Below are 26,830 nucleotides of genomic sequence, written 5' to 3'. Positions count from 1 at the left end.
CAGGTAGCAAAATCGTGCCCGCACTCAGGGCTCCAGCATCAGCAGCACCCGCTCGGCCAACGCCAGGCTGGCAGTCAGCCCGGGCGATTCGATCCCGAACAGACTGACCAGCCCAGGCACAGCATGAATTGTCTGATCTTGGAGGACAAAATCCATGGCCGGTTCCCCCGCGCCGCTAAGCTTGGCACGCACCCCAGCATAGGCCGGCTGCAATCGCTGCGCCTCGCAAGCAGGCCAATAACGCTGTACCGCACGAGCGAATTCGTCGCGCAGGCTGGCATCGACCTGATAATCCAGTTGTTGTACATAGCGCACATCGGGACCAAAGCGCAGCTGGCCTGCCATGTCCAAGGTGGCGTGCACACCAAGCCCAGCCGCATTGGCCTCCGGCATAGGGTAAACCAGATGACGGAAGGGCGACGAGCCGGAGTAGGCAAAATAGCGACCCTGACACCAATACAGCGGCGGCATCTGCCGTACCCCCTCGATACGCTCTTGCAATGCCTGGGCGAACAGGCCGGCAGAGTTCACTACCTGCGCCGCCTCTACCGCAAAGGGCTCACCGCCGCTGATGCCCTCGACTCGCAAGCCCTCAGCCAAAGGCGTTATGCGCTGCACCAGGGTGCGGCAGACCAGCTCGCCACGCGACGCGCGCAGTGCCGCTTCGAAAGACTGCAGCAGCGCGTGACTATCGACAATCCCGGTGAGCGGCGAAAACAGCCCCGCCACCGCCCGCACCTCCGGCTCCAGCGCCTGCACCTGCTGGGCGTCCAACCACTGCAACAGCACCCCGTTTGCGGCTGCATTGCGCTGTAGCTGGTGCAGTGCAGCTATCTCGGCTGGCGCAACGGCCACCAGCAATTTGCCGATCCGCCGGTGCGGCACCCCATACTCCTTGCACCAGGCGTACAGCAGCTCTCGCCCTTCCACACAGAGGCGCGCCTTGAGCGAGCCGGGTGGGTAGTAGATTCCTGCGTGTATCACCTCGCTGTTGCGGCTGGAGGCATGCTGCCCCACCCAGGCTTCCTGCTCCAGCACCAGCACCCGCCGTCCGGTGCGTGCCAGGCGTTGCGCTATGGCCAGCCCCACTACGCCCGCACCTATCACAACCAGATCATAGTCCGTCGCCTTATACTCCCGTCTCTACGTGTTTTTTCTGCTCCGCACACCCGCTCTGCATTGTGCCGCCCCGCCCAGTTCAATGACAGCCGTCAGCCACTCATCGCCGGCCGGGCCAGCCGGCTGTAGCCCAACCGGCCCGCAGGCAAGTATAATGCCCGCCTTTGACCGACAACTTCAGCGGAGATTAACCATGGCGGAGCGCAAGGCCAGCGTCGCGCGCGACACTTTGGAAACCAAGATCAATGTCGCCATCAACCTCGATGGTACCGGCGAAGCCGACTTTGATATTGGCGTTCCCTTCCTTGAGCACATGCTCGACCAGATCGCCCGACACGGCCTGATCGACATGACTATCAAGGCCCGTGGCGACCTGCACATTGACGACCACCACACCGTTGAAGACGTGGGCATCACCCTAGGCCAGGCCTTTGCCAAGGCGATTGGCGACAAGAAGGGCATCCGCCGCTATGGCCATGCCTACGTGCCGCTGGATGAAGCCCTGTCACGCGTGGTGATCGACTTTTCCGGCCGCCCCGGCCTGCAGATGCACGTGCCCTACACCCGCGCCAGCGTGGGGGGCTTTGACGTTGACCTGTTCATGGAGTTTTTCCAGGGCTTCGTCAACCACGCCCAGGTGACCCTGCACATCGACAACCTGCGCGGCGTAAATACGCATCACCAGATTGAAACCGTGTTCAAGGCCTTTGGCCGTGCGCTGCGCATGGCCATCGAGCAGGATGAACGCATGAGCGGCATCATGCCCTCCACCAAGGGTTGCCTGTAAGCATGTCGACTCATGTAGCCGTCATCGACTACGGCATGGGCAACCTGCATTCGGTGGCCAAGGCCCTGGAGCACGTGGGCGCGCAACAGGTTGAAGTCACCAGTGATCCGCAGGCGATTCTCAACGCCGACCGCGTGGTGCTGCCTGGCGTAGGTGCAATTCGCGATTGCGTCAGCGAGCTGCGTCAGCTGGGGCTGGATCAGGTGGTCTATCAAGTGGCCAGGGAAAAGCCGCTGCTGGGCATCTGTGTGGGCATGCAGATGCTGCTCGAGCGCAGCGAAGAGAATGGCGGCGTTGACAGCCTGGGTCTGTTTCCCGGTGAAGTGAAGTTTTTTGGCAACGAGCTGTACGACGGCGATGTGCGTCTCAAGGTGCCGCACATGGGCTGGAACCAGGTGCAGCAGAACCTGGACCACCCGCTCTGGCATCGCATCGAGCAGAATGCGCGCTTCTACTTTGTGCACAGCTATTATGCCGCACCGGTTAAAACCACCCAGCTGGCCGGCCGCTGCCATTACGGTGTCGACTTTGCCGCCGCGCTGGCCCAGGACAATGTATTCGCCACCCAATTCCACCCCGAGAAAAGCCATACCAATGGCCTGCAGCTGCTGCAGAACTTTCTCGCCTGGGATGGACGCTGGTAAAGAACAGAGCTGCAAGCCACCAGCTGCAAGCTGCAAGCAAATCCGCTTGAGGCTTGCAGCTTGAAACTTGAAGCTCTTTTTCCAAAGGAAAAAGTTATGCTCATTATTCCCGCTATCGACCTCAAAGACGGCGCCTGCGTGCGCCTGCGCCAGGGCCTGATGGACGACGCCACCGTGTTCTCCGACGATCCGGTCGCCATGGCCGCGCGCTGGGTCGAGGCCGGCTGTCGCCGCCTACATCTCGTAGACCTGAATGGCGCCTTTGAGGGCAAGCCGGTGAATGGCGCCGCCGTCACCGCGATTGCCAAGCGCTACCCCGACCTGCCGATTCAGATCGGCGGCGGCATTCGCTCCCTGGAAACCATCGAAGAATACGTGAAAGCCGGCGTCAGCTACGTGATCATAGGCACCAAGGCAGTAAAAGAGCCCAAGTTCGTCGCCGAGGCCTGCCGTGCCTTCCCTGGCAAGGTGATCGTCGGTCTGGACGCGAAGGACGGTTTTGTCGCCACCGACGGCTGGGCCGAGGTGAGCAGTATTCAGGTCATCGATCTGGCCAAGCGCTTTGAAGCCGACGGCGTGTCCGCCATCGTCTACACCGACATCGCCAAAGACGGCATGATGCAGGGCTGTAACGTCGAAGCCACCGCCGCACTGGCCAACGCCACCTCGATTCCGGTGATCGCCTCAGGCGGCATCCACAATCTGGGCGATATCCAGACCCTGCTCGACACCACCACCCCCGGCATCATCGGCGCCATCACCGGCCGTGCAATCTATGAAGGCACGCTGGATGTAGCTGAAGCGCAGGCGCTGTGTGACAACGCAGCGGCAAGCCACAAGCCATAAGCGGCAAGCTGTCCGCGCCGGTTTACTGATTTTGCTTGCAGCTTGAAGCTTGTCGCTTGCAGCTGCTTTCGGAGAAAGCCCATGCCCCTGGCCAAACGCATCATCCCCTGCCTCGACGTCGACAACGGTCGCGTGGTCAAGGGCGTCAAGTTCGAGAACATCCGCGATGCCGGTGATCCGGTGGAGATTGCCCGTCGCTACAACGAGCAGGGCGCCGACGAAATTACCTTTCTCGACATTACCGCCAGCCATCAGGAGCGTGACACCACGCTGCACACGGTCGAGCGCATGGCCAGCCAGGTGTTCATTCCGCTGACCGTGGGCGGTGGCGTGCGCACAGTGGCAGACATCCGCAACCTGCTCAACGCCGGTGCCGACAAGGTCTCGATCAACACCGCTGCGGTGTTCAATCCAGAGTTTGTCGGTGAAGCAGCTGACCGTTTCGGCTCGCAGTGCATCGTCGTCGCCATCGACGCCAAGCGGGTTTCCGCCCCCGGCGAGCCGGGCCGCTGGGAGATCTTCACCCACGGCGGGCGCAAGCCCACCGGGCTGGATGCCGTGGAATGGTCACGCAAGATGGAACAACTGGGCGCCGGCGAAATCCTGCTCACCAGCATGGATCAGGACGGCGTGAAGAGCGGCTACGACCTGGGCGTGACCCGCGCCATCAGCGACGCGCTGCACATCCCCGTGATCGCCTCGGGCGGTGTCGGCAATCTGCAACACCTGGCCGAGGGCGTGATTCAGGGCGGCGCGGATGCCGTGCTGGCGGCCAGTATTTTCCACTTCGGTGAGTTTACCGTCAGCGAGGCCAAAGCCTATATGGCCGAGCGCGGCATCGAGATGCGCCTGTAACCAACAAGCGTCTCAATGCGGCCGGGTCAGCAGCGCCTGCACGCTGACCAGCTGCACCCCCTCGCGCGCCTCCAGCCCGGGCAGTTGCTGCTCCAAGAAGGCCAGGGTCTCCGGATAGGGATGACCGATCAACACCGCCGCGCCCTGCTTGCGCGCCCGTGCCAGCACCAGTTTGAACTCCCGCTCCAGCTCCACGGGCGTACGCAGGTTATCCAGGAAGACGTCACGCGATACATTGGCCACACCGCTCGCCTGCGCGGCAAAGGCCGCCTGGGTTTCCTTGTTGGTGCGGCTATCAACAAAGAATAGCTGCCGCGCTGCCAGTTGCGTCATCAGCCAGTCCATGCGTTCCCGGTCGGCGGTCAGCTTGCTGCCCATGTGGTTGTTCACCCCCTGAATCGGCGTGAAGGCGTTCAGGCTGGCCTGTAGCTGAGCATCGAAAACCGTCCGTGACATCTGCGTGCTCAGCCCGCCTTCACCCATGGAGAGCCCGGCCAGATTTTCCATCGGCAGATGCAGCATCACCGGCTTGCCGGCCTCGGCAGCCAGGGTCGCCAGGGCCTGTGCATTGCGGGTAAAGGGCATGATCGCCAGCGCTACCGGCGCCGGCAGGGCAATGATCCGCTCGCCGGCGGCGCGGCTGTGGCCGACGTCATCAATGATGATGCTGAGCATCGGTAGCGCAGCAGGCGGTGCCATCTTAGTTGGTGACGGCGCAGGCAGCTGCACCTCAGCCGGTCCGGGAGCTACCGGCGGCGTAGCCAGCTCTGGCGGGGGCGCTGACGCAGAGCTAGCGTCCGGCGACATGCCGGCAGCGGACTCGGGCGCTGGTGGTGGCAGCGAAGGAATGGACCCGACGCCCGGCGAGAGGATCGCTGGCGCGACCGGCTCGCGCTCGACAGCAACTTCGGCAGCGAGCTGCGTAGAGGAGTCCGCTTTGGTAGCGGCCGCCGAATCCGGCGACTCGTCCGAGCAGCCAGACAGCAGCACAGCGGCGAGCAATATCGACACCCCGCTGCATGCGCCGCAGACGAGGCGGCGCAAGCTGTTTCTCGACAACACCAGTGGCGCTATTGCACGTGGCTGCGGGCGACGTTCAGCCCCTTGAGCAGACTGACCGCCTGATTCAACTGATAGTCATCAGCCAGCGGATTGTCGCCTCGACTGCTGGCAGAGGTAGGCCGTTCATTGCCGCTGGCGTTGTTCAAATGGCCGGCCAGATCGGCCTCGCGATAGCTGATTTCGGCCTCGTCCAGGGTCAGGTGCGCGCGCTCCACACGGATGTCCGGCACTATCCCCTGGGCCTGAATCGAGCGCCCCTTGGGCGTGTAATAGAGTGCGGTGGTAAGTTTCAGGCCGCGATCATTGTTCAGCGGCAGCACGGTCTGCACCGAGCCCTTGCCAAAACTGTCGGTACCCATGATCACACCGCGCCCCAGATCCTGCAGTGCGCCAGCCACAATTTCGGACGCCGAGGCCGAGCCGCCGTTGATCAATACCACCAGCGGAATATCACCGGAAGGGTTGTTGCTGGTCGCACTGAAGCGCATTTCGGAATTGCTCAGGCGCCCTTTGGTGTAGACGATCAGTCCTTTGTCGACAAAGGTATCAACCACTTCGACAGCCGACTGCAGCACCCCGCCCGGATTGTTGCGCAAATCCAGCACCAGACCCTTGAGGTCGCCGTCGGCTTTCAGACGATTGAGATTGCTGCGCACCTCATCCCCGGTATTAAGTTGAAACTGGGTCACGCGCAGGTAAGCGTAGCCCGGCTCGAGCATTTCCGACTTGACGCTCTTGACCTTGATAATGGCGCGCTTGAGCGTGACCTCGAAGGGGCGTCCGTTGTTGCGCACCAGGGTCAGGCGAATACTGGTGCCCGGCTCGCCGCGCATTTTGTCGACGGCATCCATCAGGCTCATGCCCTTGACGGGCTGATCGTCGATCTTGACGATCAGGTCGCCCGCCTCGATACCTGCCTCTGCAGCCGGTGTATCGTCGATAGGCGAAACCACCTTGAGAAAACCATCCTCCTGACCTACTTCTATACCCAGCCCACCAAACTGGCCCTGGGTCGTATCCTGCAGCCCGGCGAACTCATCCGGCGCCATGTAGGCCGAGTGCGGGTCGAGCCCCTCCAGCATGCCGCGGATGGCATTCTCCAGCAGTGTCGCGTCATCCACCGGCTCAACGTAGGCGGTACGAATACGCTCGAACACTTCGGCAAAGGTACGTAGTTCGTTCAACGGCAGGGGTGCGGCAGCCTCCTGTGGAGCTTCTTGCGCATACACAGGGGCCAGACTGAGACTCAAGCTCAAGCTGGCAACAAACAGACTACGCACTGCAATCATGAAACTCTCCCAACGCAAGAAAGGCAGACAGCGACACGGCTACGGGGGCAGCCGGCAACACGCGCAACATCACCCCGACAGCATACACCACGCCAATGGATCAAGGGCCCGGCCCTTGTGTCTGATGGCAAAATACAATGATGGTTCAGATAATCCGCCACTGTTGCCCACGGTAGCCACCGGCTCACCCGGCTTTACCCAGGCACCCACGTCACGTAGCAACGTCTGATTATGGCCGTAAAGGCTGAGGTAGCCATTACCGTGATCGAGAATCAGCAGCAGGCCCGAACCGCGCAGCCAGTCGGCAAAGACCACCCGCCCGCCGTGTATGGCACTGACCTGACTACCCACTGGCGCAGAAATCAGCAGGCCATCCCATTTCAATCGCGCATCACCGCCGCGCTGGCTGCCGTAACGCGAGACGATACGACCACCCACCGGCAGGGGCATCTTGCCACGGGCTTGGGCAAAAGGCTGGCTACCTGCCGGCCAACTGGCTGGCGCCGGAATGCTCGCCTGCCCCTGATTCTGACTCTGGCCCTGGCTTGGCACCCGAGGCGCGGTGGGCGTTGGCAGGCTGGTGATGGCTTCATCCAGCTGCTTGATCAATTTGTTCAACGCCGCGCGCTCGGATTCACGTGCAGCCAGTTTCTGCGCCTCCGTGCGGCTCTGCCCCTGTAGCGAGGCGAGCAGTTGGGTACGCTTTGTCTGCTGCGCCTGCAGCGCGCTTTCCCGCGCGGCCAGATCCTCGCGGGCACTTTGCAGAGCTGCCTGCTCGCGCACTATCTCTGCACTGGCCTGCTGAATCTGGTCCAGGGTGTCATTGAAGTGGTTGATTTCCTGGACGCGCGCCTGCCCTACATATTCGTAGTAGCGCATCATCCGCGCCATACGCCCCGGATCATCCTGATTCAGCAGCACCTTGAGATAGCCTTGCTGCCCGGCCATGTAGGCAGCACGCACCTGCTGGGCAATCTGCTCCTGCTGCGCCGCCAATGAAGCCTGCAGCGCCCTGGCCTGTTCGCGCAGATCCAGCAGGCGCGTTTCACCGTCGCGAATCTGCTGTTCCAGTTCGTTGCTTTCACGCTTGAGGCGGCCGATGTCCGTCTCGCTTTCCTTCAATTCGGACTCAAGGCCGGACACCTCCTGCTTGAGTCCATCGAGCATATCTTTCAGACGCTTGATATCGGCCTGGGTCTTTTCCAGCTCGGCGCGCGCTGCACGCGAGTCGGTCTCCTGAGCGCTGGAGGGTAGCGCCGCGCCAAACAGCACGCTACCCAATAGCGCAACCGCCAGCATCAGGCGGCGTTGCCGTGCTCGTTTCAACAGCCACTCCATTGGCCTTGCCCTCCGCGATAGATGGGATTCACACCCGGGTAACAATAGAGCGGCCGGTCATTTCATCCGGCTGCGGCAAACCCAGCAGTGTCAGAATGGTGGGAGCCACATCGGAGAGGATGCCACCATCGCGCAATTCCACGGCGCGCGGCCCTACATAGACAAAGGGCACCGGCTCGCAGGTATGCGCCGTGTGCGCCTGACCGGTGCTGTCGTCGGCCATCTGCTCGACATTGCCATGGTCAGCAGTAATCAGCGCTTCGCCACCCACCTTCTGCAAGGCTTCAGCGATGCGGCCAATGCACTTGTCGAGGCACTCCACCGCCGCCACCGCAGCCTCGAACACGCCTGTGTGGCCAACCATGTCGCCGTTGGCGTAATTGACGATGATCACATCAAAACGTTGCTGCTCGATGGCCTCGACGATGCGGTCGGTGACTTCCGGCGCGCTCATCTCGGGCTGCAGGTCATAGGTAGCCACTTGCGGCGAGGGGATCAGGATGCGCTCTTCCCCCTCGAAGGGTTCTTCCCGGCCGCCAGAGAAAAAGAAGGTGACGTGGGCGTATTTCTCGGTCTCGGCAATTCGCAACTGGGTCTTGCCCTGCTTGGCCAGGTACTCGCCCAGCACGTTGTCGAGCGAGGCCGGCGGATAGGCACAGGGCGCCGGAATGCTTGCCGCATACTGGGTAAGCATCACAAAACCGGCCAGCTGCAATTCGCGTGACCGCGCAAAGCCGCTGAAATCCGGCTCGACGAAGGCGCGACTGAGTTCGCGGGCACGGTCGGCGCGAAAGTTCATGAACACCACCGCATCGCCGTCTTCCACGCGCACCGGCTCACCCACGGTGGTAGCTTTGACGAATTCGTCGCTCTCGCCACGCTCATAGGCCGCGTCCAGAGCTTCCGCCGCGGTGGCTGCGCTGTATGCGCCGTGACCGTCGCTGATCAGGCGATAGGCGGCCTCGACCCGGTCCCAGCGATTATCGCGGTCCATGGCGAAGTAACGGCCAATCAGGCTGGCAGTACGGCCCTTGCCCAGACGCGCGTATGTCTCTTCCATCAGTTGCAGCGAAGGAGCGGCGCTCCGGGGCGGGGTATCTCGACCGTCGAGAAAACCGTGTACATATATATAGTGCGCGCCACGCTGGGCAGCCAGCTCGACCATGGCCGCCAGGTGTTCCTCGTGGCTGTGCACCCCACCCGGCGACAGCAGTCCCATGATGTGTACCGCGCGCCCAGCATTCACCGCCCTGTCGACCGCCGCGCATATATTCTCGTTGCTGAAGAAATCGCCGTCGGCGATGGCCTTGGTGACCCGGGTAAAGTCCTGGTACACCACACGGCCAGCGCCCAGGTTCATATGGCCCACTTCGGAGTTGCCCATCTGACCGTCCGGCAACCCCACATCCATGCCCGAGCCTGACACCAGGGTATGCGGGGCATTGGCCCAGAGCTTGTCCCACACCGGGGTGTTGGCCGCCATGATGGCGTTGGACTCCGGCGACTCGCTATGACCAAAACCATCAAGAATCATGAGGACTACGGGCTTGGGGGCTGCTGTCATGCTGAATTAACTCACAGGTTGAATTGGCAAAAAGGCCGCAGCCAACCGGGCTGCGCCAGTGACGAATAGAGCCACAGTTTACTTGCCGGGTCTGCAACTGTCATGCCCGGCTCCGTCTCGGGCACGCATCGACCGTTCATCGCCTGCGACCGTTTTTTCTCGCAGCCGACCTGCGTCCGCTCGTCGAACGCGGCCTTGGTGTATACTCGCCCCCTTTATCGATTTCGGAAGCGTCGCCAATGCAGTTTCTCCAACATTTGATCGAATTCATCAGCACCCATTACCTGCTGACTACTGCCTTCCTGGTAGTGCTTGCCCTGCTGCTGTTCACCGAAGGTCGCAAGTCCGGCACCGCCGTCAGCACGCAGCAGGCCACCGCCATGATCAACCGCGAAAACGCCGTCGTGGTGGACCTGCGTCCCAAGAAGGAATTCGCCAACGGCCATATTGTCGAATCCATCAATATCCCGTTCGACAGCCTGACCAGTCGCATCAGCGAACTGGACAAGCACAAAGGCAAACCACTGCTGCTGGTCTGCGCAGCCGGCCAGCATGCCGGCGGGTGCGCCAAGCAGTTGAAGGCAGCCGGCCACGAGAACGTTGCGCGCCTTTCCGGCGGCATCGGCAGCTGGCGTTCGGACAATCTTCCTCTGGTGAAATAACATGGCCAAGGTCGTCATCTATAGCAGCAACTACTGCCCCTTCTGCATTCGCGCCAAACAGCTGCTCAACAGCAAACAGGCCGATTACCAGGAAATCAGTGTCGATGGACGTCCGGCGGTCCGCGCCGAAATGACCCGGCTGGCCGGCGGGCGCACCTCGGTGCCGCAGATCTGGATAGGCGATACCTACATCGGCGGCTGCGACGAGTTGTTTGCCTGCGAGCGCGCTGGACAACTGAACGCCCTGCTGGCAGGGTAATCAGCCAACCCAATACAACGTTTTAAACCACACTAACGAGCAATTAAGGATCGAGCATGGCCGAGGAAAACCAGAACAATCAAGCCGCCAACGGCGCAGCCAGCCAGCCGCAGTTCAGCCTGCAGCGCATCTACGCCAAGGACATCTCCTTCGAATCACCCAAGTCGCCCAGCGTTTTCCAGGCCCAGTGGAATCCGCAGGTCAACCTCGACCTGAATACCCGTCACACCCAGTTGCAGGAAGGCATGTACGAAGTAGTGCTGACCCTGAACGCCACCGTGACCAACGGCGAAGACGAAACCACTTTCATCGCCGAAGTGCAGCAGGCCGGCATTTTTGCCATCAATGGCCTGGACGAAGCATCGCTGCGTCACACCCTGGGCGCCTTCTGCCCCAACATTCTGTTCCCTTACGCACGTGAAGCCATCGACAACCTGGTTCTGCGCGGCAGCTTCCCTCCCCTGATGCTGTCACCGGTCAACTTCGATGCCCTGTATGCCCAGGCCGAACAGCGCCGCGCGCAGGAAGCCGCCGGCACCGCCTGATCGCTGCTGCATGGCGTGGCCCTGACCGGCCACGCCATGCCTTTTATCCCCCGCCTTCTACCGTCCGCAACCCAGACACCGCCGCAAACCGACTTTTGCCTTGTGTGCCACGCAGCGCATGCTCTAAGGTAGGCAACCGCAAATTTGCAGAAGACGGAATATCGCATGACCCTGCCGGCCTCCCGCCCCCTTTATCTGCTCGCTTTCATCGTCTGTGTACTCCTGATGGGTACCGCCCTGTATCTGGAACATGTGGTCGGCCTGGAGCCATGCCCCCTGTGCATCCTGCAACGCATAGCAGTGATCGTGATCGGCCTGCTCTGCCTTGCTGCCGTGCTGCACAATCCCAAGCCCCGCAATGGCAAGCGCACCGGCGCACGCGTCTATGCCGTGCTGCTGATCCTGGCCAGCCTGTTTGGCGGTGCAACCGCCGCGCGCCAGGTCTGGCTGCAACATTTGCCGGCCGATCAGGTACCCACCTGTATGCTGCCGCTGGATTACATGCTCGAAGCCCTGCCTTTTTGGCAAGTACTCAGTCAGGTATTCAGCGGCACCGCCCAGTGCGCGGAAGTCACCTGGACTTTCCTCGGCCTGAGCATCGCCGAGGGCACTCTGATCGCCTTTGTCTGCTTTACCGTCTTTGGCCTGATGCAGTTGCTGCGCAAGGTCGACTAACCCACCGGGAGCCGGTATGAAAACCCTGCTGATCCTGCTGTTGTGTTGCACTCTGGCGGCCTGCGCCAGTTCCGACGTGGAGCAATATGCCGCCGAACAACCCCAGCTTTCACTGCAGGACTACCTGAACGGTGACCTGGAAGCCTGGGGCATGTTTCAGGGCCGCAGCGGCAAGGTCATCAAGCGTTTTCACGTGAAGATGCAAGGCACCTGGGACGGCGATACCGGCACTCTCGACGAGCAATTCACTTATTCTGACGGCACCACCGAGCGCCGCATCTGGACGCTCACCCGCCAAAGTGATGGCAGCTGGCAAGGCACCGCAGCAGATGTTGAGGGTATTGCGCAGGGCCGCGTGGCGGGCAACGCCTTTCATTGGCGTTATAGGCTACGCCTGCCGGTGGACGGTCGCACCTGGCTGGTTGACCTCGATGATCGCATGTATCTGATCGACGACAAGGTCATGCTCAATCGCGCCGTGATGAGCAAATGGGGCATCACCCTGGGCAGCATCACACTCAACTTTTATAAACCTTGAAGCAGAGCCATCGAGTGGCCTATTCTGTTGCGACCACAAGACAACATATACCCACATAGCCGGCTCGCCGGCACCGTACGACGAGGTGGCAGATGCTGGACAGTTGCACGAATTCCCAGGAACGTTGGGGCGGCGTTCATCAGCTGATAGACCGCTGGCTTGCCGAGCGCAAGCAGCTGGTGATGAACTACAGCCAACTGCGCAAACGTCAGGCTCCGGCCAGCGCGCCCGACACCGAACTGGCCGCTTTCTGCGATGTACTGGTCGACTACCTGTCAGCCGGACATTTCGAAATCTATGAGCAGCTGATGCGCGAAGCGGAAGACTTCAAGGATCAGCGCGGCATCGAGCTGGCCCATCAGGTATATCCGCGTATCGAAACCATCACCCGTGAAGCGGTGACCTTCAACGATACCTACGGCCAGCCCGACTGCGGCGTCGAAGAAGACACCATGCAGACGCGCCTGCAGCACCTTGGCGCACTACTGCACGAGCGCTTTGAACTGGAAGATTGTCTGATCGAAGTACTGCATACCGCTCACAAGGACATGCTCAGCACGGTCTGAGCCACAGGAAACGCCAGTGACCAGCATAGAAAGCCCGCGCAAACCCGCCAAATCCAGCGACAAGGTTTCCAGCCCGTTGCACTTGCTGCAAACGCTGACCCGGACGCTGCACGAACATCTTGCCGACGCCTGCACCCAGGCCGAGCAGGACGCCCGCAAGGCGCTCGACAAGCTCCAGCGCCAGCAGGAGAAGCTGGATCTGAAACTCGGCCAGACGCGGGACAAGCTGGATGCGCGCACTGCCGAGCAGCCCGACAAACCGGCCGGCAAGACCCGCAAGAAGCTGGCCGAACTCGAAGCTGCCAAGCTCGAACTGCACGAAGCCCGACTAAAGGCTGAAAGCTACATTGCACAACTCAGTTCCGATGTTCGCCAGACGCTACGCCTGGCCAAAGGGCTTGAGCGCATTGATGGCCAGGTCAGTCAGGCGCTGGAAAAGCGCGATGCCCCCAAACCGCCTGCCAAGCCACGGGCGCGTCGCCCTGCCGCTCAGCGCAACGGCAAAGGCACCGCAGCACGCAAGCCCACCGCAAAGCCCAAGCCCTCCGCTACCGCGCCTAACTGAAACCGGCCTGCGCCGCTGTTTCGACAGCGGCAGCATAATCTTGCAGCAGCACCTGCAAATGCTCACTCTCGATCGATAGCTGCGCCGCGCACAATGCTCGCAGTTGCTCCAGCAAGCTTCCAGCCTCGGCCGCAGACATCTCCAGCACCCAGACCTGCAAGCGTCCCAACTGCAGCAACTCGGCCGCAAGCTCTACTTCCTTCACCTGTTTATAGAGCCTGTGCGCATCGGCGTGCTGTTTAAGCCTGCGCCGCACATCGCGCAGCGGCGATACCACCTGCTGCTGCCATGGACGCTGCTGGTCCAGCAGCCGCGGCAAGTGCTGGCTTGGCACATGCTTTCCCTGCGCCCATAACCAGGTGATTACCAGTAACAGCAGCACGTCCTGGCCGCCCTCATCCTGCAGCGCCAGCAATGCCGGCGCTACACCCGGCTGGCCATAGCAACGCTGCGCCCATTCGCTCAGATCACTACCCGGCGCTTTCATCATCTACTCCGCTGCTCAGCGCCACGGCGCGCTGGTATACTCGCGCCCCATGATCACTATTGAATCCCTAATTCTGCAACGCGGACCGCTGCGTTTGCTCGACAACGCCAATCTTAGCCTGCATAGCGGGCAGAAGGTTGGCTTGCTTGGCGCCAACGGTGCCGGAAAATCCAGCCTGTTTGCGCTGCTACGAGGCGAACTCGAGCCCGATTCCGGCGAGTGTAGCCTGCCGTCCGACTGGCGGATCGCCCACATGCGCCAGGAGATCGAGACCCTTGACCACCAGGCGGTGGATTACGTGCTCGACGGCGATCGCCGGCTGCGCGATATCCAGCGCCGCCTGCAGCAGGCAGAGCAGCAGCACGCGGCCGAGCAACTGGGCACGCTATACGGCGAACTGGAGAGCCACGATGGCTTCACCGCCGACAGCCGTGCGCGCACCCTGCTGGCTGGCCTGGGCTTTACCAGTGAGCAATGCGAACGCCCGGTTGGCGACTTCTCCGGTGGCTGGCGTATGCGCCTGAACCTGGCGCAGGCACTGATGCAACCCTCGGATCTGCTGCTGCTCGACGAGCCAACCAACCACCTGGATCTGGACGCCATTCTCTGGCTGGAGGAATGGCTGCGCGGCTACCCCGGCACCCTGCTGCTGATTTCCCACGACCGCGATTTTCTGGACGCTGTGGTCGAGCACATAGTGCACGTTGAAGGTCAGAAACTGAACCTCTATCGCGGCGGCTACAGCCAGTTCGAGCGCACCCGCGCCGAGCGCCTGAGCCAGCAGCAATCGGCCTTCGAGAAACAACAGGCGCAGCGCGAGCACATGCAGAAGTACATTGCGCGCTTCCGCGCCCAGGCCACCAAGGCCCGCCAGGCACAAAGCCGTTTGAAAGCATTGGAGCGCATGGAAGAGCTGAGCCCGGCGCATATCGACTCGCCCTTCTCGTTCAGTTTTCGCGAAGCCGCCAACCAGTCCACGCCGCTACTGGATCTGGACAAGGCCTGGCTCGGCTACGACGGCAATGCCATCCTCGAGAACGTCAAGCTGCAACTGGCGCCCGGCGCCCGCGTTGGCCTGCTGGGCCCCAATGGCGCCGGCAAATCCACGCTGATCAAGTCCCTGGCCGGCAGCCTGCCGCTGATCGGCGGCGAGCTGAAAACCGGCGAACATCTGGCCATCGGCTACTTTGCCCAACATCAGCTCGATAGCCTTGATCCGGCCGCCAGTCCACTGTTGCACCTGGCGCGCATGGCGCCGGATGAGCGTGAACAGACCCTACGCAATTTTTTGGGCGGCTTCGACTTTCAGGGTGATCGCATCGACCAGGCGGTCGAGCATTTTTCCGGGGGCGAGAAAGCCCGCCTGGCATTGGCATTGATTGCCTGGCAAAAGCCCAACCTGCTTTTGCTCGACGAGCCAACCAACCATCTGGACATGGAAATGCGCCACGCGCTTACCATCGCGCTGCAAAGTTTTGAGGGCGCCATGCTGCTGGTATCACACGACCGCGCATTGATTCGCGACACCACCGATGAACTCTGGCTGGTAGCCGACGGCAAGGTCGCCGCCTACAACGAAGATCTGGACAGCTACACCCGCTGGCTGGCGCAGTTTCGCCAACAGCAGGCCGCTGCAGGCCAACCGGAATCGTCGAACACTGCGCCCAAGGTCGATGCCAAAGCCCAGCGGCGCGCCGCCGCCGAACAGCGTCAGCGCCTGGCCCCGCTCAAGAAAGCGGCAGACAAGCTGGAACAGCAACTGGCGAAAGCCAACGAAGAAAATGCCGAAGTGGAGTTGGCGCTGGGCGACAGCAGCCTGTACGAAGCGGCCAGCAAGGACCAGCTGAAACAGTTGTTGAGTCGTCAGGCCGGCTGTCAGCAGCGCATTGCCGAGCTGGAAGAGGCCTGGCTCCAAGCCCATGAAGAGCTGGACAGCCTGCAGGCTGCATTGGCCGCCGAATGATTCTCTGGATTGATGCCGACGCCTGCCCCAGACCCGTGCGCGACGTGGCGGTGAAGGCCGCCCGGCGCAAACAGATAGAACTGGTTCTGGTGGCCAACAGTGCGCAGCAACTGCCGCCGGGGCCGGGAGTGCGCCAAGTAATAGTCTCGGCCGGCGCCGACGCCGCCGACCATCACATCATCGAGCAGTCCCGCCCGGGCGACCTGGTGATCACCGCCGATATCCCTCTGGCGGCCGGACTGGTCGACCGTCAGGTAACCGCGATCAATCCACGCGGCCAGGTGTACGACAAGGCCAGCATCGGCGACCGCCTGGCCATGCGCAATCTGATGGATGAACTGCGTGGTGCCGGGCTGGCCGGCCGCGGCGGCCCCGCGCCCTATAGCGACCGGGACAAGCAGGCCTTCGCCAACGCATTGGACCGTCTGCTCACGCGCGGCGCCTAGACCTGCTCACCTAGCGTTTCGCGGGCGAGGTCGCAGCCGTCCGTTGATCAGACTCCAACTTACACAGGCAAGCCACGGAATCCTGACGGGTGATATCCACCTTGCGACCCGCCAGCAATGCCTGCACCACCGGTTCGACAAAACTGCTGCCAGCTGTACAGTGCGCGCCGTCACTGTAAGGCCCCACATAGGCCAGCTCACCGCTGGCATCCCAGATGGCGATGGCCGGTGCACCGGGCCAGTTTTCCCAACTGGCGGGCAGTGGCCAATAGGGCAATGCCGCCAGCTCCCCGGTCAACCCCGCAGCGGAGCGCTGCCCCGCGCGGGCAAACTGCACGCCCTGAGCGGCGAAACGTCGAGTCATGTCACCCACATAGGCTTCATGCCCCGCGCTGCAGGGACAGCCGGCCTGCCACACATGCAACACCTGTATGTGCCCGGGCGCGAACGGCGGCGCAACCGGTACGCCCTGGAAGAACGCCGGACGCTCAAAGGACCTGACATAGCGCGCCTCGAACCACCAATAAGCCCAGACCAGGCCGGCCAGCCAGACCAATAACAGCAAGAGAGTAACAGTGCGGCGCAACCAGCGGTTCATCGCTCGGGTCCGGTAACGGAAGAGGCTCGCATTGTGCCACAGGCTCAGCCAGGGCTGAATGACGCCCCACAGGCGACGAGCTGAGAAGCTGGCGATCGGACCTCACAAGACCACGCCATCGCGCTTGGACCACAACAACGGCGTTTTGCGCCAAAATTTGCGCAATTGCTTCGATTTGTGCAAACCCCTCCACATCTTCGGACATGTCCGAAGCGGGCATCTTTGCAGCGGTACAGGCTTGGGTTACCGTTGCAGCATCTGAGACAACTACCCGGTGATTCAAGCCATGGGTAACGCAGCCACTGCATCAGGCTGCAGCTCGAAACTCCTGGATGATTACGCAAAGTGCCGGCAGCAGTATCGCCGAGCAAGGATGATCTCTGCAGATGCTCGCCACTCTCGATCTCACTACTCTCACCGTCACCCTGACGCTGGTGACCCTCAGCATGACCATGCTGCTGGCCCTGGCGGCCTGGCACGCCGGCACCGAACAGGGTTTGCGGCATTGGGTCCTGGGCAACTGCGCGCTGATGCTCGGGCTACTGCTGAATGTCAATCAGCAGCAGCTGCATCACAGCCTGTCGATTGTTCTGGCCAATGGCCTGATGACGCTGGGGCTGGGCGTTATCTGGCTGGGTGTGCGCGCGTTCAAGGGCCGCAGCCAGCCGCAATGGGGCCCAATCTGCCTGACCGCCCTGACAATGCTGCTGTTGTGGTTTTTTCGCTTTCAGATCAACCATTTTGAGACCCGCTACGCGATCAGCTCGATCGCACTCGGCGGGCTCTGCCTGCTATGCGCCAAGGAACTGCTGATCCGGGCACCGCAACCGTTGCGCACCGCTTACTGGTTCAGCGGCAGCATCGCACTGCTCTATGGCTTCTGCCTGGTCGCCAGGCCGGTGGCCGCGCTTTTGGGCTGGCAACAGAGCCTGCCGCTGCTCGACAGCCCGCTGCAGAATCTGACCCTGCTTGGCGCCATGCTGGCGCAGATCGGCATGGCCAGCGGCTTTATTCTGATGACCCACTACCGTACCGCCTTGGCCCTGCATCGCCTGTCCGAGCGCGACGCCCTGACCGACACGCTGAATCGGCGCAGCATGCAGGAACAGGCCCGCGCACTGCTGGAGCTGATGGCCCAGCGCAATCAGCCAGTGACGCTGATCATGGTCGACGCCGATCACTTCAAACGCATCAACGACGAGTTTGGCCACCAGACCGGGGATGCGGTGCTCTGCCATCTGGTGTCACGCATCGGTCAGCACTTGCGCAGCGACGATCTGCTCGGGCGCTTTGGCGGCGAAGAGTTCACTCTGCTGCTGCCGGGACTGGACACCGAACGCGCCGCCCAGGTTGCCGAGCGGATTCGCCAGGGACTGTGCGCCAATCCCTGGCAGCACAAGTCACAGCCGGTGTGGCTGAGCGTCAGTCTGGGCGTCGCCTGCTCCGAACATCACGGCTACGATTTCAACACCTTGCTAGGCGCCGCAGACGCCGCGCTGTACCGCGCCAAGGGGCTAGGCCGCAATCGCGTAGAGCTGGCGCCAGCGCCTGGCTCGGACCTTGAAGACCAAATGGCCTTACGCCTGCTGTCACAATTCCGTCATAATCTGGACGTATAAACGTCAACCAGATAGGTGCATAGTGGACCGACGTCCACGCACCAACGGAGTTCTTGTGAGCCACTCTTTTACCCAGCGTCCATACCCTCTGAGCCGTCCCCGCCGCATGCGCCGTGATGATTTTTCACGCCGCCTGATGCGCGAAAATACCCTGACCGTGGATGACCTGATTTACCCGGTTTTCGTGCTCGAAGGTGAGGGCCAGCGCGAGGCTATAGCTTCCATGCCGGGTATCGAAAGACTGTCCATCGACCTGCTGCTGGAAGAAGCCGCCGAGCTGGTCGAGCTCGGCATACCGGCGATTGCACTCTTCCCGGTAACCCCACTGGAGAAAAAATCGCTCGACGCCGCTGAAGCCTGCAACCCGGAAGGCCTTGCGCAACGCGCCACGCGCGCGCTCAAGGCCCGTTTTCCCGAGTTAGGGGTAATCACCGACGTCGCCCTGGACCCCTTCACCACCCACGGCCAGGACGGCATCATCGATGAACACGGCTATGTGATGAATGACATCACAGTCGAGACATTGGTCAAACAAACGCTTTCGCACGCCGAAGCCGGTGCCGACATAGTAGCCCCCTCCGACATGATGGACGGCCGCGTCGGCGCCATGCGTCAGGCGCTCGAAGCGGCGGGCCATGTGCATACCCGCATCATGGCCTACTCCGCCAAGTACGCCAGCGCCTATTACGGCCCGTTCCGCGACGCTGTCGGCTCGGCCGGCAATCTCGGCAAGGGCAACAAGGCGACCTATCAGATGGACCCGGCCAACGGCAACGAAGCCCTGCAGGAAATCGCCGCGGACCTGGCCGAAGGCGCCGACATGGTGATGATCAAACCCGGCATGCCCTATCTGGACATCGTCCACCGCGTAAAGGAGAGCTTCAAGGTGCCTACCTTCGTCTATCAGGTCAGTGGCGAGTACGCCATGCACTGCGCCGCCATCAATAACGGCTGGCTCAGCGATGCGGTGATTCTCGAATCACTGATTGCCTTCAAGCGTGCCGGTGCCGACGGCATCCTCACCTACTTTGCCAAAACTGCCGCGCGCCAATTGCGCGAACGACAACCCAACTGAACGAGGCCCCCATGCCCGAGCTCAACAGCAGCCGCGACAACAGCCAGCAGGAAGCGCAAGCCAGCCCAGTCGAGACAACACCCAAAGTCGAGCTGCTGCCCCGCCCCGCACCGGTCAGCGAGAAGCCGGTAGACACTGCGCCGCTGGCCGATACCAACGCGCCAGAACTCTATATCCACCGGGAGCTCTCGCAGCTGCAGTTCAATATCCGGGTGCTGGAACAAGCGCTGGACGAGTCCTATCCGCTACTGGAGCGACTCAAGTTCCTGCTGATTTTTTCCAGCAATCTGGACGAGTTTTTCGAGATCCGCGTTGCCGGCCTGAAGAAGCAGATCACCTTTGCCCGCGAACAGACCGGCCCAGACGGGCTGCAACCGCAGCAGGTGCTGAGCAAGATCAGCGAGATCGCCCATCATCACGTCAGCCGCCAGTACAGCATTCTCAACGACATACTGCTGCCCGCGCTGAGCGAAAAGGGCATTCGCTTTGTGCGTCGGCATCAGTGGACACACAAACAGACGCTGTGGATTCGCCGCTTCTTCCGCCAGCAGGTAGCGCCCGTCATCAGCCCCATCGGCCTTGACCCCACACACCCCTTCCCGTTGCTGGTGAACAAGAGCCTGAACTTCATAGTGCAGCTCGAAGGTATCGACGCCTTCGGCCGCGACTCCGGTCTGGCGATCATTCCCGCGCCACGTTCGTTGCCACGCCTGATCCGCCTGCCCGAGGAGCTGTGCGATGGCGGCGACAACTTCGTCTTCCTGTCGTCGATGATCCATGCGCACGCCGACGATCTGTTCCCAGGCATGAAGGTGCTCGGCTGCTATCAGTTCCGCCTGACCCGCAACGCCGACCTGATTGTCGACCCGGACGAGGTCGATGACCTGGCCCGCGCCCTGCGCGGCGAGCTGCTGTCACGTCGTTACGGCGATGCCGTGCGCCTGGAAGTGGCCGACAACTGCCCCAAGCCGCTGACCGATTTTCTGCTGCGCCAGTTCGGTCTCAGCGAAGCCGAACTCTACGAGGTCAATGGCCCGGTCAACCTGACTCGGCTGTTCTCGATTACCGGCCTGGAAAATCATCCCGAGCTGCAGTTTCCGACCTTCAGCCCCGGTATCCCCAAGCTGCTGTCGAGTGCCGACAACCTGTTCCAGGCGATCAGCAAGCAGGACATCCTGCTGCTGCACCCCTACGAGTCGTTCAGCCCGGTGGTCGACCTGCTGCGCCAGGCTGCGCAGGACCCCAATGTGCTGGCGATCAAGCAGACGCTGTATCGCACTGGCGCCAACTCCGAGATCGTCAACGCCCTGGTAGAGGCAGCGCGAAACGGCAAGGAAGTCACAGTGGTGATCGAGCTGCGCGCGCGCTTTGATGAAGAATCCAACCTGCAGCTGGCCAGCCGTCTGCAGCAGGCCGGTGCCGTGGTGATCTATGGTGTGGTCGGCTTCAAGACCCATGCCAAGATGATGCTGATACTGCGCCGCGAAGAGAAAAGCCTGAAGCGCTATGTGCATCTGGGCACCGGCAACTATCACGCCGGCAACGCGCGCCTGTATACCGACTATAGCGTGCTGACCTCCGACCTGGCGCTGACCGAAGACGTGCACAAGCTATTCAACCAGTTGATCGGCATGGGCAAGACCCAGCGCATGAAGAAGCTGCTGCAAGCGCCCTTCACGCTGAAAAAGCGCCTGCTTGAACTGATCAACCGCGAAACCCTCAATGCCCTGGCCGGCAAGCCCGCGCACATCATCGCCAAGGCCAATTCGCTGACCGATGCCAAGATCATCAAGGCGCTGTACAAGGCGTCGCAGTCGGGCGTGAAGGTAGACCTGATCATTCGCGGCATGTGCTGCCTGCGTCCCGGTATTCCCGGCGTATCGCACAACATCACGGTGCGCTCGATCATCGGACGCTTCCTGGAGCACAGCCGGGTTTACTACTTCCTCAACGACGGCCAGGATCAGGTGTGGATGTCGAGCGCCGACATGATGGAACGCAACCTCGACAAGCGCGTTGAGACCTGCTTCCCGCTGGAAGGCAAGAAGCTGATCACCCGCGCGAAACAGGAACTGCAGGTGTTTCTGACCGATAACACCCGCAGCTGGATTCTGCAGCCCGACGGCTCTTACGTGCTCAGTACGCCCAGCGGCAACCAGAACCCGCGCAGCGCACAAACCGCGCTGCTGGAGAAACTGGCCAACTCACCTCAGCGTACCGTCAACCTGTAACCGGCCTTGGCCCAGTACAGCGCCTCCTGATCGAAGTCAGCCTGCGTCAGCGGGTTGGCTTCGAGCCAACCCTGCGGGAAGTGCAGCACCAGATAATCCTGCCCGGCTTCCACCGCCAGCTCGGGCATATCCTGGTTACCGCGGATGTGGTGATACAGAATCGCCAGGCGCAGAATCATGCACAGGCGTAACAGCGTGCCGGCGTCTTCGCCAAACTCGCCCAATCGCTCGGCATTCGGCAGATTGCGTCTGTGGCCACGTACCAGCAGGGCCAGCGCCTGCTGATCCTGGCGAGAAAACCCGGGCAGATCGGAGTGCTCGATCAAATAGGCGCCATGCTTGTGAAACTGGTGATGGGCGATGTCCAGCCCCACCTCGTGCACCCGCGCCGCCCAGACCAGCAGGTCGGCCTGCTTGCTGGCTGACAGGTGCCATTGCTCGTCCACCTTGCGCATCAGCTTCAGCGCCTTGCTTTCCACCCGCGCGGCCTGCTCCTGATCCACGTGGTAGCGCTCCATCAGCGCGCTCAGGGTGCGCTCACGCACATCCTCATGCTGTTGGCGCCCCAGCAGGTCGTAGAGCACCCCTTCGCGCATGGCACCCTCGGAGTGCGCCATGGTTTCAATACCCAGGGCATCGAACATGGCCTCGAGAATCGCCAACCCCGCAGGCAATATCGGCTGGCGATCTGCCTTGAGCCCTTGAATATCCAGCTTGTCTACGTGTGCGGCCTTCAACACCTTGCGCTTGAGCCACTGCAGACCATCGCGACTGACCTCGCCCTGGCCCCGTCCGCCGGCCTGAATGCACTGCCCGATGGAGCGAATGGTGCCTGAGGCACCCACGGCCTCGGTCCAGCCGAGGCGATGAATGGCCTGCTCGATGTTCATCAATTCCAGCCGCGCCGCCGTATACGCCTGACTATAGCGCCCTGGGGTGATCTTGCCGTCAGCAAAGAACTGGCGGCTGAAGGACACGCAGCCCACGCTCAGGCTTTCGCGCAGTAGCGATTCGAAGCGCTCGCCAACAATAAACTCGGTACTGCCACCCCCGATATCCGCCACCAACCGACGGCCACCGTCATCCGCCAGTGTATGCGACACGCCCAGGTAAATAAGCCGAGCCTCCTCACGCCCCGACACCACCTCGGCGCGATGCCCGAGAATCTGTTGCACCTGCCGAATGAACTGGCCACGGTTGCGTGCCTCGCGCAGTGCGTTGGTGCCGACAATACGCACCGCGCCCTGCGGCAGACCATTGATCAGTTGGGCAAAGCGACGCAGGCAGTCCAGCCCGCGCTGCATGGCTTCCTCGCTGAGCATGCGCCCTTCATCCAGCCCGGCGGCCAGCTGCACTTTCTCGCCAAGGCGTTCCAGAATGCGAATCTCGCCCTGATCAACCCGCGCCAACACCATGTGAAAACTGTTGGAACCCAGGTCAATCGCTGCCACCAGCGAGTGGTCATTCTGTTGTGAGTCAGCCATGCGGTCGCCCCTTGCGTCGATAATGACCGATTCTAGCACTCGACAGGTGACAATTGCCCGCTGTACTCGCAGCCTGGCACTGCTGCCGCGCTACCTTCCGCTCTGCGCGTGGGTGGTGCTATGATGTCGCAATTCCGTCCTTTGAAACCCTTGGAGAAACGCATGAGCGATTTGATTGTGCATGTCACTGACAGCAGCTTCGAAGAAGAAGTGCTCAAGTCCGATACCCCCGTTCTGGTTGATTACTGGGCGGAATGGTGCGGTCCCTGCAAGATGATTGCCCCGGTTCTGGACGAAATTTCCAAGGACTACAATGGCAAACTGAAGATCTGCAAGCTGAACATCGACGAGAACACCGACACGCCACCGAAGTATGGCGTACGCGGCATTCCAACCCTGATGCTGTTCAAGGATGGCAACGTCGAAGCGACCAAGGTTGGCGCCTTGTCCAAATCCCAACTGGCCGCCTTCCTCGACAGCAACATCTGATGCTGCAGCCCCGGCCACTGTGCGCTGGGGCTCACTTTTTCTGGCAAGGCCTAGACTCAGCCGCTAAGCGGTGCTAGATTTGCTTTCCAACTCCTGGTCGCCCCCTGCGACAGTGGCTTATCTTTACCACAGCCAAACCCATCGCCCCATTCCAATATGGCGGCCATAACCCAACCTTTCCTGCCGACACTACTATTGCTCACCGACCCTATGAACCTGACTGAACTCAAACAAAAACCTATTACCGAACTGCTTGAAATCGCCAACAACATGGCCCTTGAAAACATGGGTCGCTCGCGCAAACAGGATGTGATTTTTGCCATCCTGAAAAAGCACGCGAAAAGTGGCGAGGATATCCACGGCGATGGCGTGCTGGAAATCCTGCAGGACGGTTTTGGTTTCCTTCGCTCCGCTGACTCGTCCTACCTGGCCGGCCCTGACGACATCTATGTCTCGCCCAGCCAGATTCGACGCTTCAATCTGCGCACCGGTGACACCATTGCCGGCAAGATTCGTCCCCCCAAGGACGGCGAGCGCTACTTTGCCCTGCTGAAGGTCGACTCGATCAACTTTGATCGGCCGGAAAACACCAAGAACAAGATCCTGTTCGAAAACCTTACCCCGCTGTTCCCTGATGAGCGCCTGGTCATGGAAGCCGGCAACGGCTCCACCGAAGACCTCATGGCCCGCATCATCGACCTGTGTGCACCCATCGGCAAAGGCCAGCGCGGCCTGCTGGTAGCACCGCCCAAGGCTGGTAAGACCCTGATGTTGCAGAACATCGCTTCGAACATTGCGCGCAACAATCCCGAGTGCCATCTGATCGTACTGCTGATCGACGAGCGCCCGGAAGAAGTAACCGAGATGCAACGCACCGTACGCGGTGAAGTCGTCGCCTCGACCTTTGACGAGCCGCCAAGCCGTCACGTGCAGGTGGCCGAAATGGTCATCGAGAAGGCCAAGCGCCTGGTCGAGCACAAGAAGGATGTGATCATCCTGCTCGACTCCATCACTCGTCTGGCTCGCGCCTACAACACTGTCATTCCCAGTTCTGGCAAGGTCCTCACCGGTGGTGTTGACGCCCACGCCCTGGAAAAGCCCAAGCGCTTCTTCGGCGCCGCGCGCAACATCGAAGAAGGCGGCAGCTTGACCATCATCGCTACCGCACTGGTGGATACCGGCTCGAAGATGGACGAGGTGATCTACGAAGAATTCAAAGGTACCGGCAACATGGAGATCCACCTGGATCGCAAGATTGCCGAGCGTCGTACCTTCCCGGCCATCAACATCAACCGCTCAGGTACCCGCCGCGAAGAGCTGCTGACCAGCGAAGACGAACTGCAACGTATGTGGATTCTGCGCAAGATCCTGCACTCGATGGACGAGGTCGCTGCTATCGAATTCCTGTTGGATCGTCTGAAAGATACCAAGACCAACGACGAGTTCTTCCAGTCGATGAAGCGCAGCAAGAATTAAGCTGCAAGCGCCAAGCAACAAGCTGCAAGCAGCCCGGTGCCGCTTGCAGCTTGTTGCACTTTGCACCACCCGACAGGCTGCTCTGTCGGCATAATGTGCTTCTGACCAGACACCCCAGGCTGCCGCATTCCTCGCACTGCTTGCAGCTTGCCGCTTGAGGCTTGAAGCTGCCATGAAATACTCCGATCTACGCGACTTTATCAAGGGCCTGGAGCAGCGCGGCGAACTCAAGCGCATCCAGACACCCGTCTCTCCCGTCCTGGAAATGACCGAAATCTGCGACCGCACCCTGCGCAAGGGCGGCCCCGCACTGCTGTTTGAAAACCCTACAGGTTACGACATGCCGGTGCTCGGCAACCTGTTCGGCACGCCGCAGCGCGTAGCCATGGGCATGGGCGCCGAAGAGATCAGCGAACTGCGCGAAATCGGCAAGCTGCTGGCCTTTCTCAAGGAGCCCGATCCGCCGAAAGGGTTGAAGGATGCCTGGTCCAAACTGCCGATCTTCAAGCAGGTCATCAACATGGCGCCGAAGGTGGTGCGCGACGCGCCCTGCCAGGCCACCGTGTTCGAGGGCGAGGACGTCGACCTGGGGAGGATTCCGGTACAGACCTGCTGGCCCGGTGACGCCGGCCCGCTGATCACCTGGGGGCTGGTGATTACCAAGGGCCCGCACAAGGACCGACAGAACCTGGGCATCTATCGCCAGCAGGTGATTGGTCGCAACAAGGTAATCATGCGCTGGCTGAGCCATCGCGGCGGCGCGCTGGACTTCAAGGAATGGCAGGAGAAACATCCCGGCCAGCCCTTCCCGGTTGCCGTGGCGCTGGGCGCCGACCCGGCCACCATCTTGGGCGCGGTGACGCCGGTGCCCGACAGCCTCTCCGAATATGCCTTCGCCGGCCTGCTGCGCGGCCAGCGCACCGAACTGGTGAAATGCCGCGGCAGCGACCTGCAGGTACCGGCCAGCGCCGAGATCGTACTGGAAGGCGTGATCCACCCCGGCGAAATGGCAGACGAAGGCCCTTTCGGCGATCACACGGGGTACTACAACGAGGTCGACCGCTTCCCGGTATTCACTATTGAGCGCATCACCCAGCGCGAAAAACCTATCTACCACAGCACCTACACCGGCCGCCCCCCGGACGAACCTGCAGTGTTGGGTGTGGCGCTGAACGAAGTTTTTGTGCCACTGCTGCAAAAGCAGTTCAGCGAGATCACCGACTTCTACCTGCCACCGGAAGGCTGCTCCTACCGCATGGCAGTGGTGTCGATGAAGAAACAGTACCCGGGCCACGCCAAGCGCGTGATGCTGGGCGTCTGGAGCTTCCTGCGCCAGTTCATGTACACCAAGTTCGTTATCGTGGTGGACGACGACATCAACATCCGCGACTGGAATGACATTATATGGGCCATTACCACCCGGATGGACCCCAAACGCGATACCGTGATGATCGACAACACACCCATCGATTATCTGGATTTCGCCTCCCCGGTCTCTGGTCTGGGCAGCAAGATGGGGCTGGACGCCACCAACAAGTGGCCCGGTGAAACCAGCCGCGAATGGGGCACTGCCATACATCAGGACCAGAACATCAAGCAGCGAGTCGACGAGCTGTGGGCGGAACTGGGCATTGACTGATGAGAATTG

The 26,830-nt window shown here is 61.4% G+C and carries 27 protein-coding genes; 19 read left to right on the top strand and 8 right to left on the bottom strand.

What is annotated here, in order from left to right:
* Positions 1–24: 24 nt before the first annotated feature.
* Positions 25–1,107 carry an NAD(P)/FAD-dependent oxidoreductase gene (locus V7756_RS00480; protein WP_335608202.1) on the bottom strand — a complete coding sequence of 361 codons (1,083 nt, stop codon included), beginning with the start codon at positions 1,105–1,107 and terminating at the stop codon, positions 25–27.
* Between the two features lie 205 nt (positions 1,108–1,312).
* Here V7756_RS00480 and hisB point away from each other — a divergent pair, with 205 nt between their 5' ends.
* From hisB to hisF, 4 genes are all read left to right on the top strand, one after another.
* Positions 1,313–1,906 (top strand): imidazoleglycerol-phosphate dehydratase HisB, encoded by a 594-nt coding sequence (hisB, locus tag V7756_RS00475; RefSeq protein WP_092286246.1) that lies wholly within the window; start codon positions 1,313–1,315, stop codon positions 1,904–1,906.
* Positions 1,907–1,908: 2 nt separating this feature from the next.
* Positions 1,909–2,550, top strand: coding sequence for an imidazole glycerol phosphate synthase subunit HisH (gene hisH / locus V7756_RS00470; RefSeq protein ID WP_335608201.1), 642 nt, complete (start codon positions 1,909–1,911; stop codon positions 2,548–2,550).
* A gap of 96 nt (positions 2,551–2,646) precedes the next feature.
* Entirely contained in the window at positions 2,647–3,396 is a 750-nt protein-coding gene (gene hisA, locus V7756_RS00465) for a 1-(5-phosphoribosyl)-5-[(5-phosphoribosylamino)methylideneamino]imidazole-4-carboxamide isomerase (protein WP_335608200.1), read from the top strand.
* Between the two features lie 81 nt (positions 3,397–3,477).
* Positions 3,478–4,251, top strand: a complete 774-nt coding sequence (gene hisF, locus V7756_RS00460) for an imidazole glycerol phosphate synthase subunit HisF (protein ID WP_335608199.1) — start codon at positions 3,478–3,480, stop codon at positions 4,249–4,251.
* 12 nt (positions 4,252–4,263) lie between these two features.
* Here hisF and V7756_RS00455 read toward each other — a convergent pair whose 3' ends face one another.
* The 4 genes from V7756_RS00455 to gpmI all read right to left on the bottom strand — a co-directional run bounded on the left by V7756_RS00455 (position 4,264) and on the right by gpmI (position 9,504).
* The gene (locus V7756_RS00455) at positions 4,264–5,262 is read right to left on the bottom strand and encodes a divergent polysaccharide deacetylase family protein (RefSeq protein WP_335608198.1); all 999 of its coding nucleotides are present in this window, start codon (positions 5,260–5,262) and stop codon (positions 4,264–4,266) included.
* 59 nt (positions 5,263–5,321) lie between these two features.
* Positions 5,322–6,602: a S41 family peptidase gene (locus V7756_RS00450; protein ID WP_335608197.1), complete on the bottom strand. Its 1,281-nt coding sequence runs from the start codon at positions 6,600–6,602 to the stop codon at positions 5,322–5,324.
* Positions 6,603–6,671: 69 nt separating this feature from the next.
* A complete protein-coding gene (locus V7756_RS00445) occupies positions 6,672–7,928 on the bottom strand; it encodes a murein hydrolase activator EnvC family protein (RefSeq protein ID WP_335608196.1) in 1,257 nt (418 codons plus the stop codon).
* A gap of 40 nt (positions 7,929–7,968) precedes the next feature.
* Positions 7,969–9,504 carry a 2,3-bisphosphoglycerate-independent phosphoglycerate mutase gene (gpmI, locus tag V7756_RS00440; protein ID WP_335608195.1) on the bottom strand — a complete coding sequence of 512 codons (1,536 nt, stop codon included), beginning with the start codon at positions 9,502–9,504 and terminating at the stop codon, positions 7,969–7,971.
* Between the two features lie 239 nt (positions 9,505–9,743).
* Between gpmI and V7756_RS00435 the strand changes: the two genes are divergently transcribed.
* From V7756_RS00435 to V7756_RS00405, 7 genes are all read left to right on the top strand, one after another.
* The gene (locus tag V7756_RS00435; RefSeq protein WP_335608194.1) at positions 9,744–10,166 is read left to right on the top strand and encodes a rhodanese-like domain-containing protein; all 423 of its coding nucleotides are present in this window, start codon (positions 9,744–9,746) and stop codon (positions 10,164–10,166) included.
* Position 10,167: 1 nt separating this feature from the next.
* Positions 10,168–10,425, top strand: coding sequence for a glutaredoxin 3 (grxC, locus tag V7756_RS00430; RefSeq protein WP_335608193.1), 258 nt, complete (start codon positions 10,168–10,170; stop codon positions 10,423–10,425).
* Between the two features lie 56 nt (positions 10,426–10,481).
* A complete protein-coding gene (gene secB, locus V7756_RS00425; protein WP_335608192.1) occupies positions 10,482–10,970 on the top strand; it encodes a protein-export chaperone SecB in 489 nt (162 codons plus the stop codon).
* Between the two features lie 165 nt (positions 10,971–11,135).
* Positions 11,136–11,645 (top strand): disulfide bond formation protein B, encoded by a 510-nt coding sequence (locus tag V7756_RS00420; RefSeq protein WP_335608191.1) that lies wholly within the window; start codon positions 11,136–11,138, stop codon positions 11,643–11,645.
* A gap of 16 nt (positions 11,646–11,661) precedes the next feature.
* Complete coding sequence (locus tag V7756_RS00415; RefSeq protein ID WP_335608190.1) at positions 11,662–12,183, top strand: DUF3833 domain-containing protein; 522 nt, start codon at positions 11,662–11,664, stop codon at positions 12,181–12,183.
* Positions 12,184–12,275: 92 nt separating this feature from the next.
* On the top strand, positions 12,276–12,749 hold the full coding sequence (rsd, locus tag V7756_RS00410; protein WP_335608189.1) for a sigma D regulator: 474 nt from the start codon (positions 12,276–12,278) through the stop codon (positions 12,747–12,749).
* A gap of 16 nt (positions 12,750–12,765) precedes the next feature.
* Positions 12,766–13,314, top strand: coding sequence for a hypothetical protein (locus V7756_RS00405; protein WP_335608188.1), 549 nt, complete (start codon positions 12,766–12,768; stop codon positions 13,312–13,314).
* Here V7756_RS00405 and V7756_RS00400 read toward each other — a convergent pair.
* Positions 13,307–13,801 (bottom strand): TIGR02444 family protein, encoded by a 495-nt coding sequence (locus V7756_RS00400; protein ID WP_335608187.1) that lies wholly within the window; start codon positions 13,799–13,801, stop codon positions 13,307–13,309. The two genes, V7756_RS00405 and V7756_RS00400, sit on opposite strands and share 8 nt — an antisense overlap.
* A gap of 49 nt (positions 13,802–13,850) precedes the next feature.
* Between V7756_RS00400 and V7756_RS00395 the strand changes: the two genes are divergently transcribed.
* Together V7756_RS00395 and V7756_RS00390 are read left to right on the top strand one after the other, a co-directional pair.
* Complete coding sequence (locus V7756_RS00395) at positions 13,851–15,764, top strand: ATP-binding cassette domain-containing protein (protein ID WP_335608186.1); 1,914 nt, start codon at positions 13,851–13,853, stop codon at positions 15,762–15,764.
* On the top strand, positions 15,761–16,210 hold the full coding sequence (locus V7756_RS00390) for a YaiI/YqxD family protein (protein ID WP_335608185.1): 450 nt from the start codon (positions 15,761–15,763) through the stop codon (positions 16,208–16,210). Before V7756_RS00395 ends, V7756_RS00390 begins: the two co-directional genes overlap by 4 nt.
* 10 nt (positions 16,211–16,220) lie before the next feature.
* Here V7756_RS00390 and V7756_RS00385 read toward each other — a convergent pair whose 3' ends face one another.
* Positions 16,221–16,808: a DUF6436 domain-containing protein gene (locus tag V7756_RS00385; RefSeq protein WP_335608184.1), complete on the bottom strand. Its 588-nt coding sequence runs from the start codon at positions 16,806–16,808 to the stop codon at positions 16,221–16,223.
* Between the two features lie 386 nt (positions 16,809–17,194).
* On the opposite strand from V7756_RS00385, the gene V7756_RS00380 reads away from it, so the two are divergent.
* From V7756_RS00380 to ppk1, 3 genes are read left to right on the top strand one after another with little or no spacing between them, the layout of a single operon-like run.
* Positions 17,195–18,427, top strand: coding sequence for a GGDEF domain-containing protein (locus V7756_RS00380; RefSeq protein ID WP_335608183.1), 1,233 nt, complete (start codon positions 17,195–17,197; stop codon positions 18,425–18,427).
* Positions 18,428–18,482: 55 nt separating this feature from the next.
* Positions 18,483–19,502 (top strand): porphobilinogen synthase, encoded by a 1,020-nt coding sequence (hemB, locus tag V7756_RS00375; RefSeq protein WP_335608182.1) that lies wholly within the window; start codon positions 18,483–18,485, stop codon positions 19,500–19,502.
* A gap of 11 nt (positions 19,503–19,513) precedes the next feature.
* Positions 19,514–21,733, top strand: a complete 2,220-nt coding sequence (ppk1, locus tag V7756_RS00370) for a polyphosphate kinase 1 (protein ID WP_335608181.1) — start codon at positions 19,514–19,516, stop codon at positions 21,731–21,733.
* Here ppk1 and ppx read toward each other — a convergent pair.
* Complete coding sequence (ppx, locus tag V7756_RS00365) at positions 21,712–23,217, bottom strand: exopolyphosphatase (protein ID WP_335608180.1); 1,506 nt, start codon at positions 23,215–23,217, stop codon at positions 21,712–21,714. The genes ppk1 and ppx overlap by 22 nt on opposite strands.
* A 162-nt stretch (positions 23,218–23,379) precedes the next feature.
* Between ppx and trxA the strand changes: the two genes are divergently transcribed.
* From trxA to ubiD, 3 genes are all read left to right on the top strand, one after another.
* Positions 23,380–23,706, top strand: coding sequence for a thioredoxin TrxA (gene trxA, locus V7756_RS00360; RefSeq protein ID WP_335608179.1), 327 nt, complete (start codon positions 23,380–23,382; stop codon positions 23,704–23,706).
* A 210-nt stretch (positions 23,707–23,916) separates the two neighbouring features.
* A complete protein-coding gene (gene rho, locus V7756_RS00355; RefSeq protein ID WP_092286299.1) occupies positions 23,917–25,182 on the top strand; it encodes a transcription termination factor Rho in 1,266 nt (421 codons plus the stop codon).
* Positions 25,183–25,354: 172 nt separating this feature from the next.
* Entirely contained in the window at positions 25,355–26,821 is a 1,467-nt protein-coding gene (ubiD, locus tag V7756_RS00350; RefSeq protein ID WP_335608178.1) for a 4-hydroxy-3-polyprenylbenzoate decarboxylase, read from the top strand.
* The last annotated feature ends 9 nt before the right edge of the window (positions 26,822–26,830 follow it).

The sequence above is a fragment of the Halopseudomonas sp. genome (assembly GCF_036961105.1).
In the GTDB taxonomy this organism is placed as follows: Bacteria; Pseudomonadota; Gammaproteobacteria; order Pseudomonadales; family Pseudomonadaceae; genus Halopseudomonas.
The sequence above is the reverse complement of the archived record's forward strand: the minus strand, read 5'-3'. Positions and strand labels throughout refer to the sequence as shown.

Bases quoted from the DNA above. Each gene is read 5' to 3' on its own strand.
- hisB (WP_092286246.1), top strand. From the start codon at position 1,313: ATGGCGGAGCGCAAGGCCAGCGTCGCGCGCGACACTTTGGAAACCAAG.
- hisH (WP_335608201.1), top strand. From the start codon at position 1,909: ATGTCGACTCATGTAGCCGTCATCGACTACGGCATGGGCAACCTGCAT.
- hisA (WP_335608200.1), top strand. From the start codon at position 2,647: ATGCTCATTATTCCCGCTATCGACCTCAAAGACGGCGCCTGCGTGCGC.
- hisF (WP_335608199.1), top strand. From the start codon at position 3,478: ATGCCCCTGGCCAAACGCATCATCCCCTGCCTCGACGTCGACAACGGT.
- V7756_RS00450 (WP_335608197.1), bottom strand. From the start codon at position 6,602: ATGATTGCAGTGCGTAGTCTGTTTGTTGCCAGCTTGAGCTTGAGTCTC.
- gpmI (WP_335608195.1), bottom strand. From the start codon at position 9,504: ATGACAGCAGCCCCCAAGCCCGTAGTCCTCATGATTCTTGATGGTTTT.
- V7756_RS00435 (WP_335608194.1), top strand. From the start codon at position 9,744: ATGCAGTTTCTCCAACATTTGATCGAATTCATCAGCACCCATTACCTG.
- grxC (WP_335608193.1), top strand. From the start codon at position 10,168: ATGGCCAAGGTCGTCATCTATAGCAGCAACTACTGCCCCTTCTGCATT.
- secB (WP_335608192.1), top strand. From the start codon at position 10,482: ATGGCCGAGGAAAACCAGAACAATCAAGCCGCCAACGGCGCAGCCAGC.
- V7756_RS00420 (WP_335608191.1), top strand. From the start codon at position 11,136: ATGACCCTGCCGGCCTCCCGCCCCCTTTATCTGCTCGCTTTCATCGTC.
- V7756_RS00415 (WP_335608190.1), top strand. From the start codon at position 11,662: ATGAAAACCCTGCTGATCCTGCTGTTGTGTTGCACTCTGGCGGCCTGC.
- rsd (WP_335608189.1), top strand. From the start codon at position 12,276: ATGCTGGACAGTTGCACGAATTCCCAGGAACGTTGGGGCGGCGTTCAT.
- V7756_RS00400 (WP_335608187.1), bottom strand. From the start codon at position 13,801: ATGAAAGCGCCGGGTAGTGATCTGAGCGAATGGGCGCAGCGTTGCTAT.
- V7756_RS00395 (WP_335608186.1), top strand. From the start codon at position 13,851: ATGATCACTATTGAATCCCTAATTCTGCAACGCGGACCGCTGCGTTTG.
- V7756_RS00390 (WP_335608185.1), top strand. From the start codon at position 15,761: ATGATTCTCTGGATTGATGCCGACGCCTGCCCCAGACCCGTGCGCGAC.
- V7756_RS00385 (WP_335608184.1), bottom strand. From the start codon at position 16,808: ATGAACCGCTGGTTGCGCCGCACTGTTACTCTCTTGCTGTTATTGGTC.
- V7756_RS00380 (WP_335608183.1), top strand. From the start codon at position 17,195: ATGCTCGCCACTCTCGATCTCACTACTCTCACCGTCACCCTGACGCTG.
- ppk1 (WP_335608181.1), top strand. From the start codon at position 19,514: ATGCCCGAGCTCAACAGCAGCCGCGACAACAGCCAGCAGGAAGCGCAA.
- ppx (WP_335608180.1), bottom strand. From the start codon at position 23,217: ATGGCTGACTCACAACAGAATGACCACTCGCTGGTGGCAGCGATTGAC.
- trxA (WP_335608179.1), top strand. From the start codon at position 23,380: ATGAGCGATTTGATTGTGCATGTCACTGACAGCAGCTTCGAAGAAGAA.
- rho (WP_092286299.1), top strand. From the start codon at position 23,917: ATGAACCTGACTGAACTCAAACAAAAACCTATTACCGAACTGCTTGAA.
- ubiD (WP_335608178.1), top strand. From the start codon at position 25,355: ATGAAATACTCCGATCTACGCGACTTTATCAAGGGCCTGGAGCAGCGC.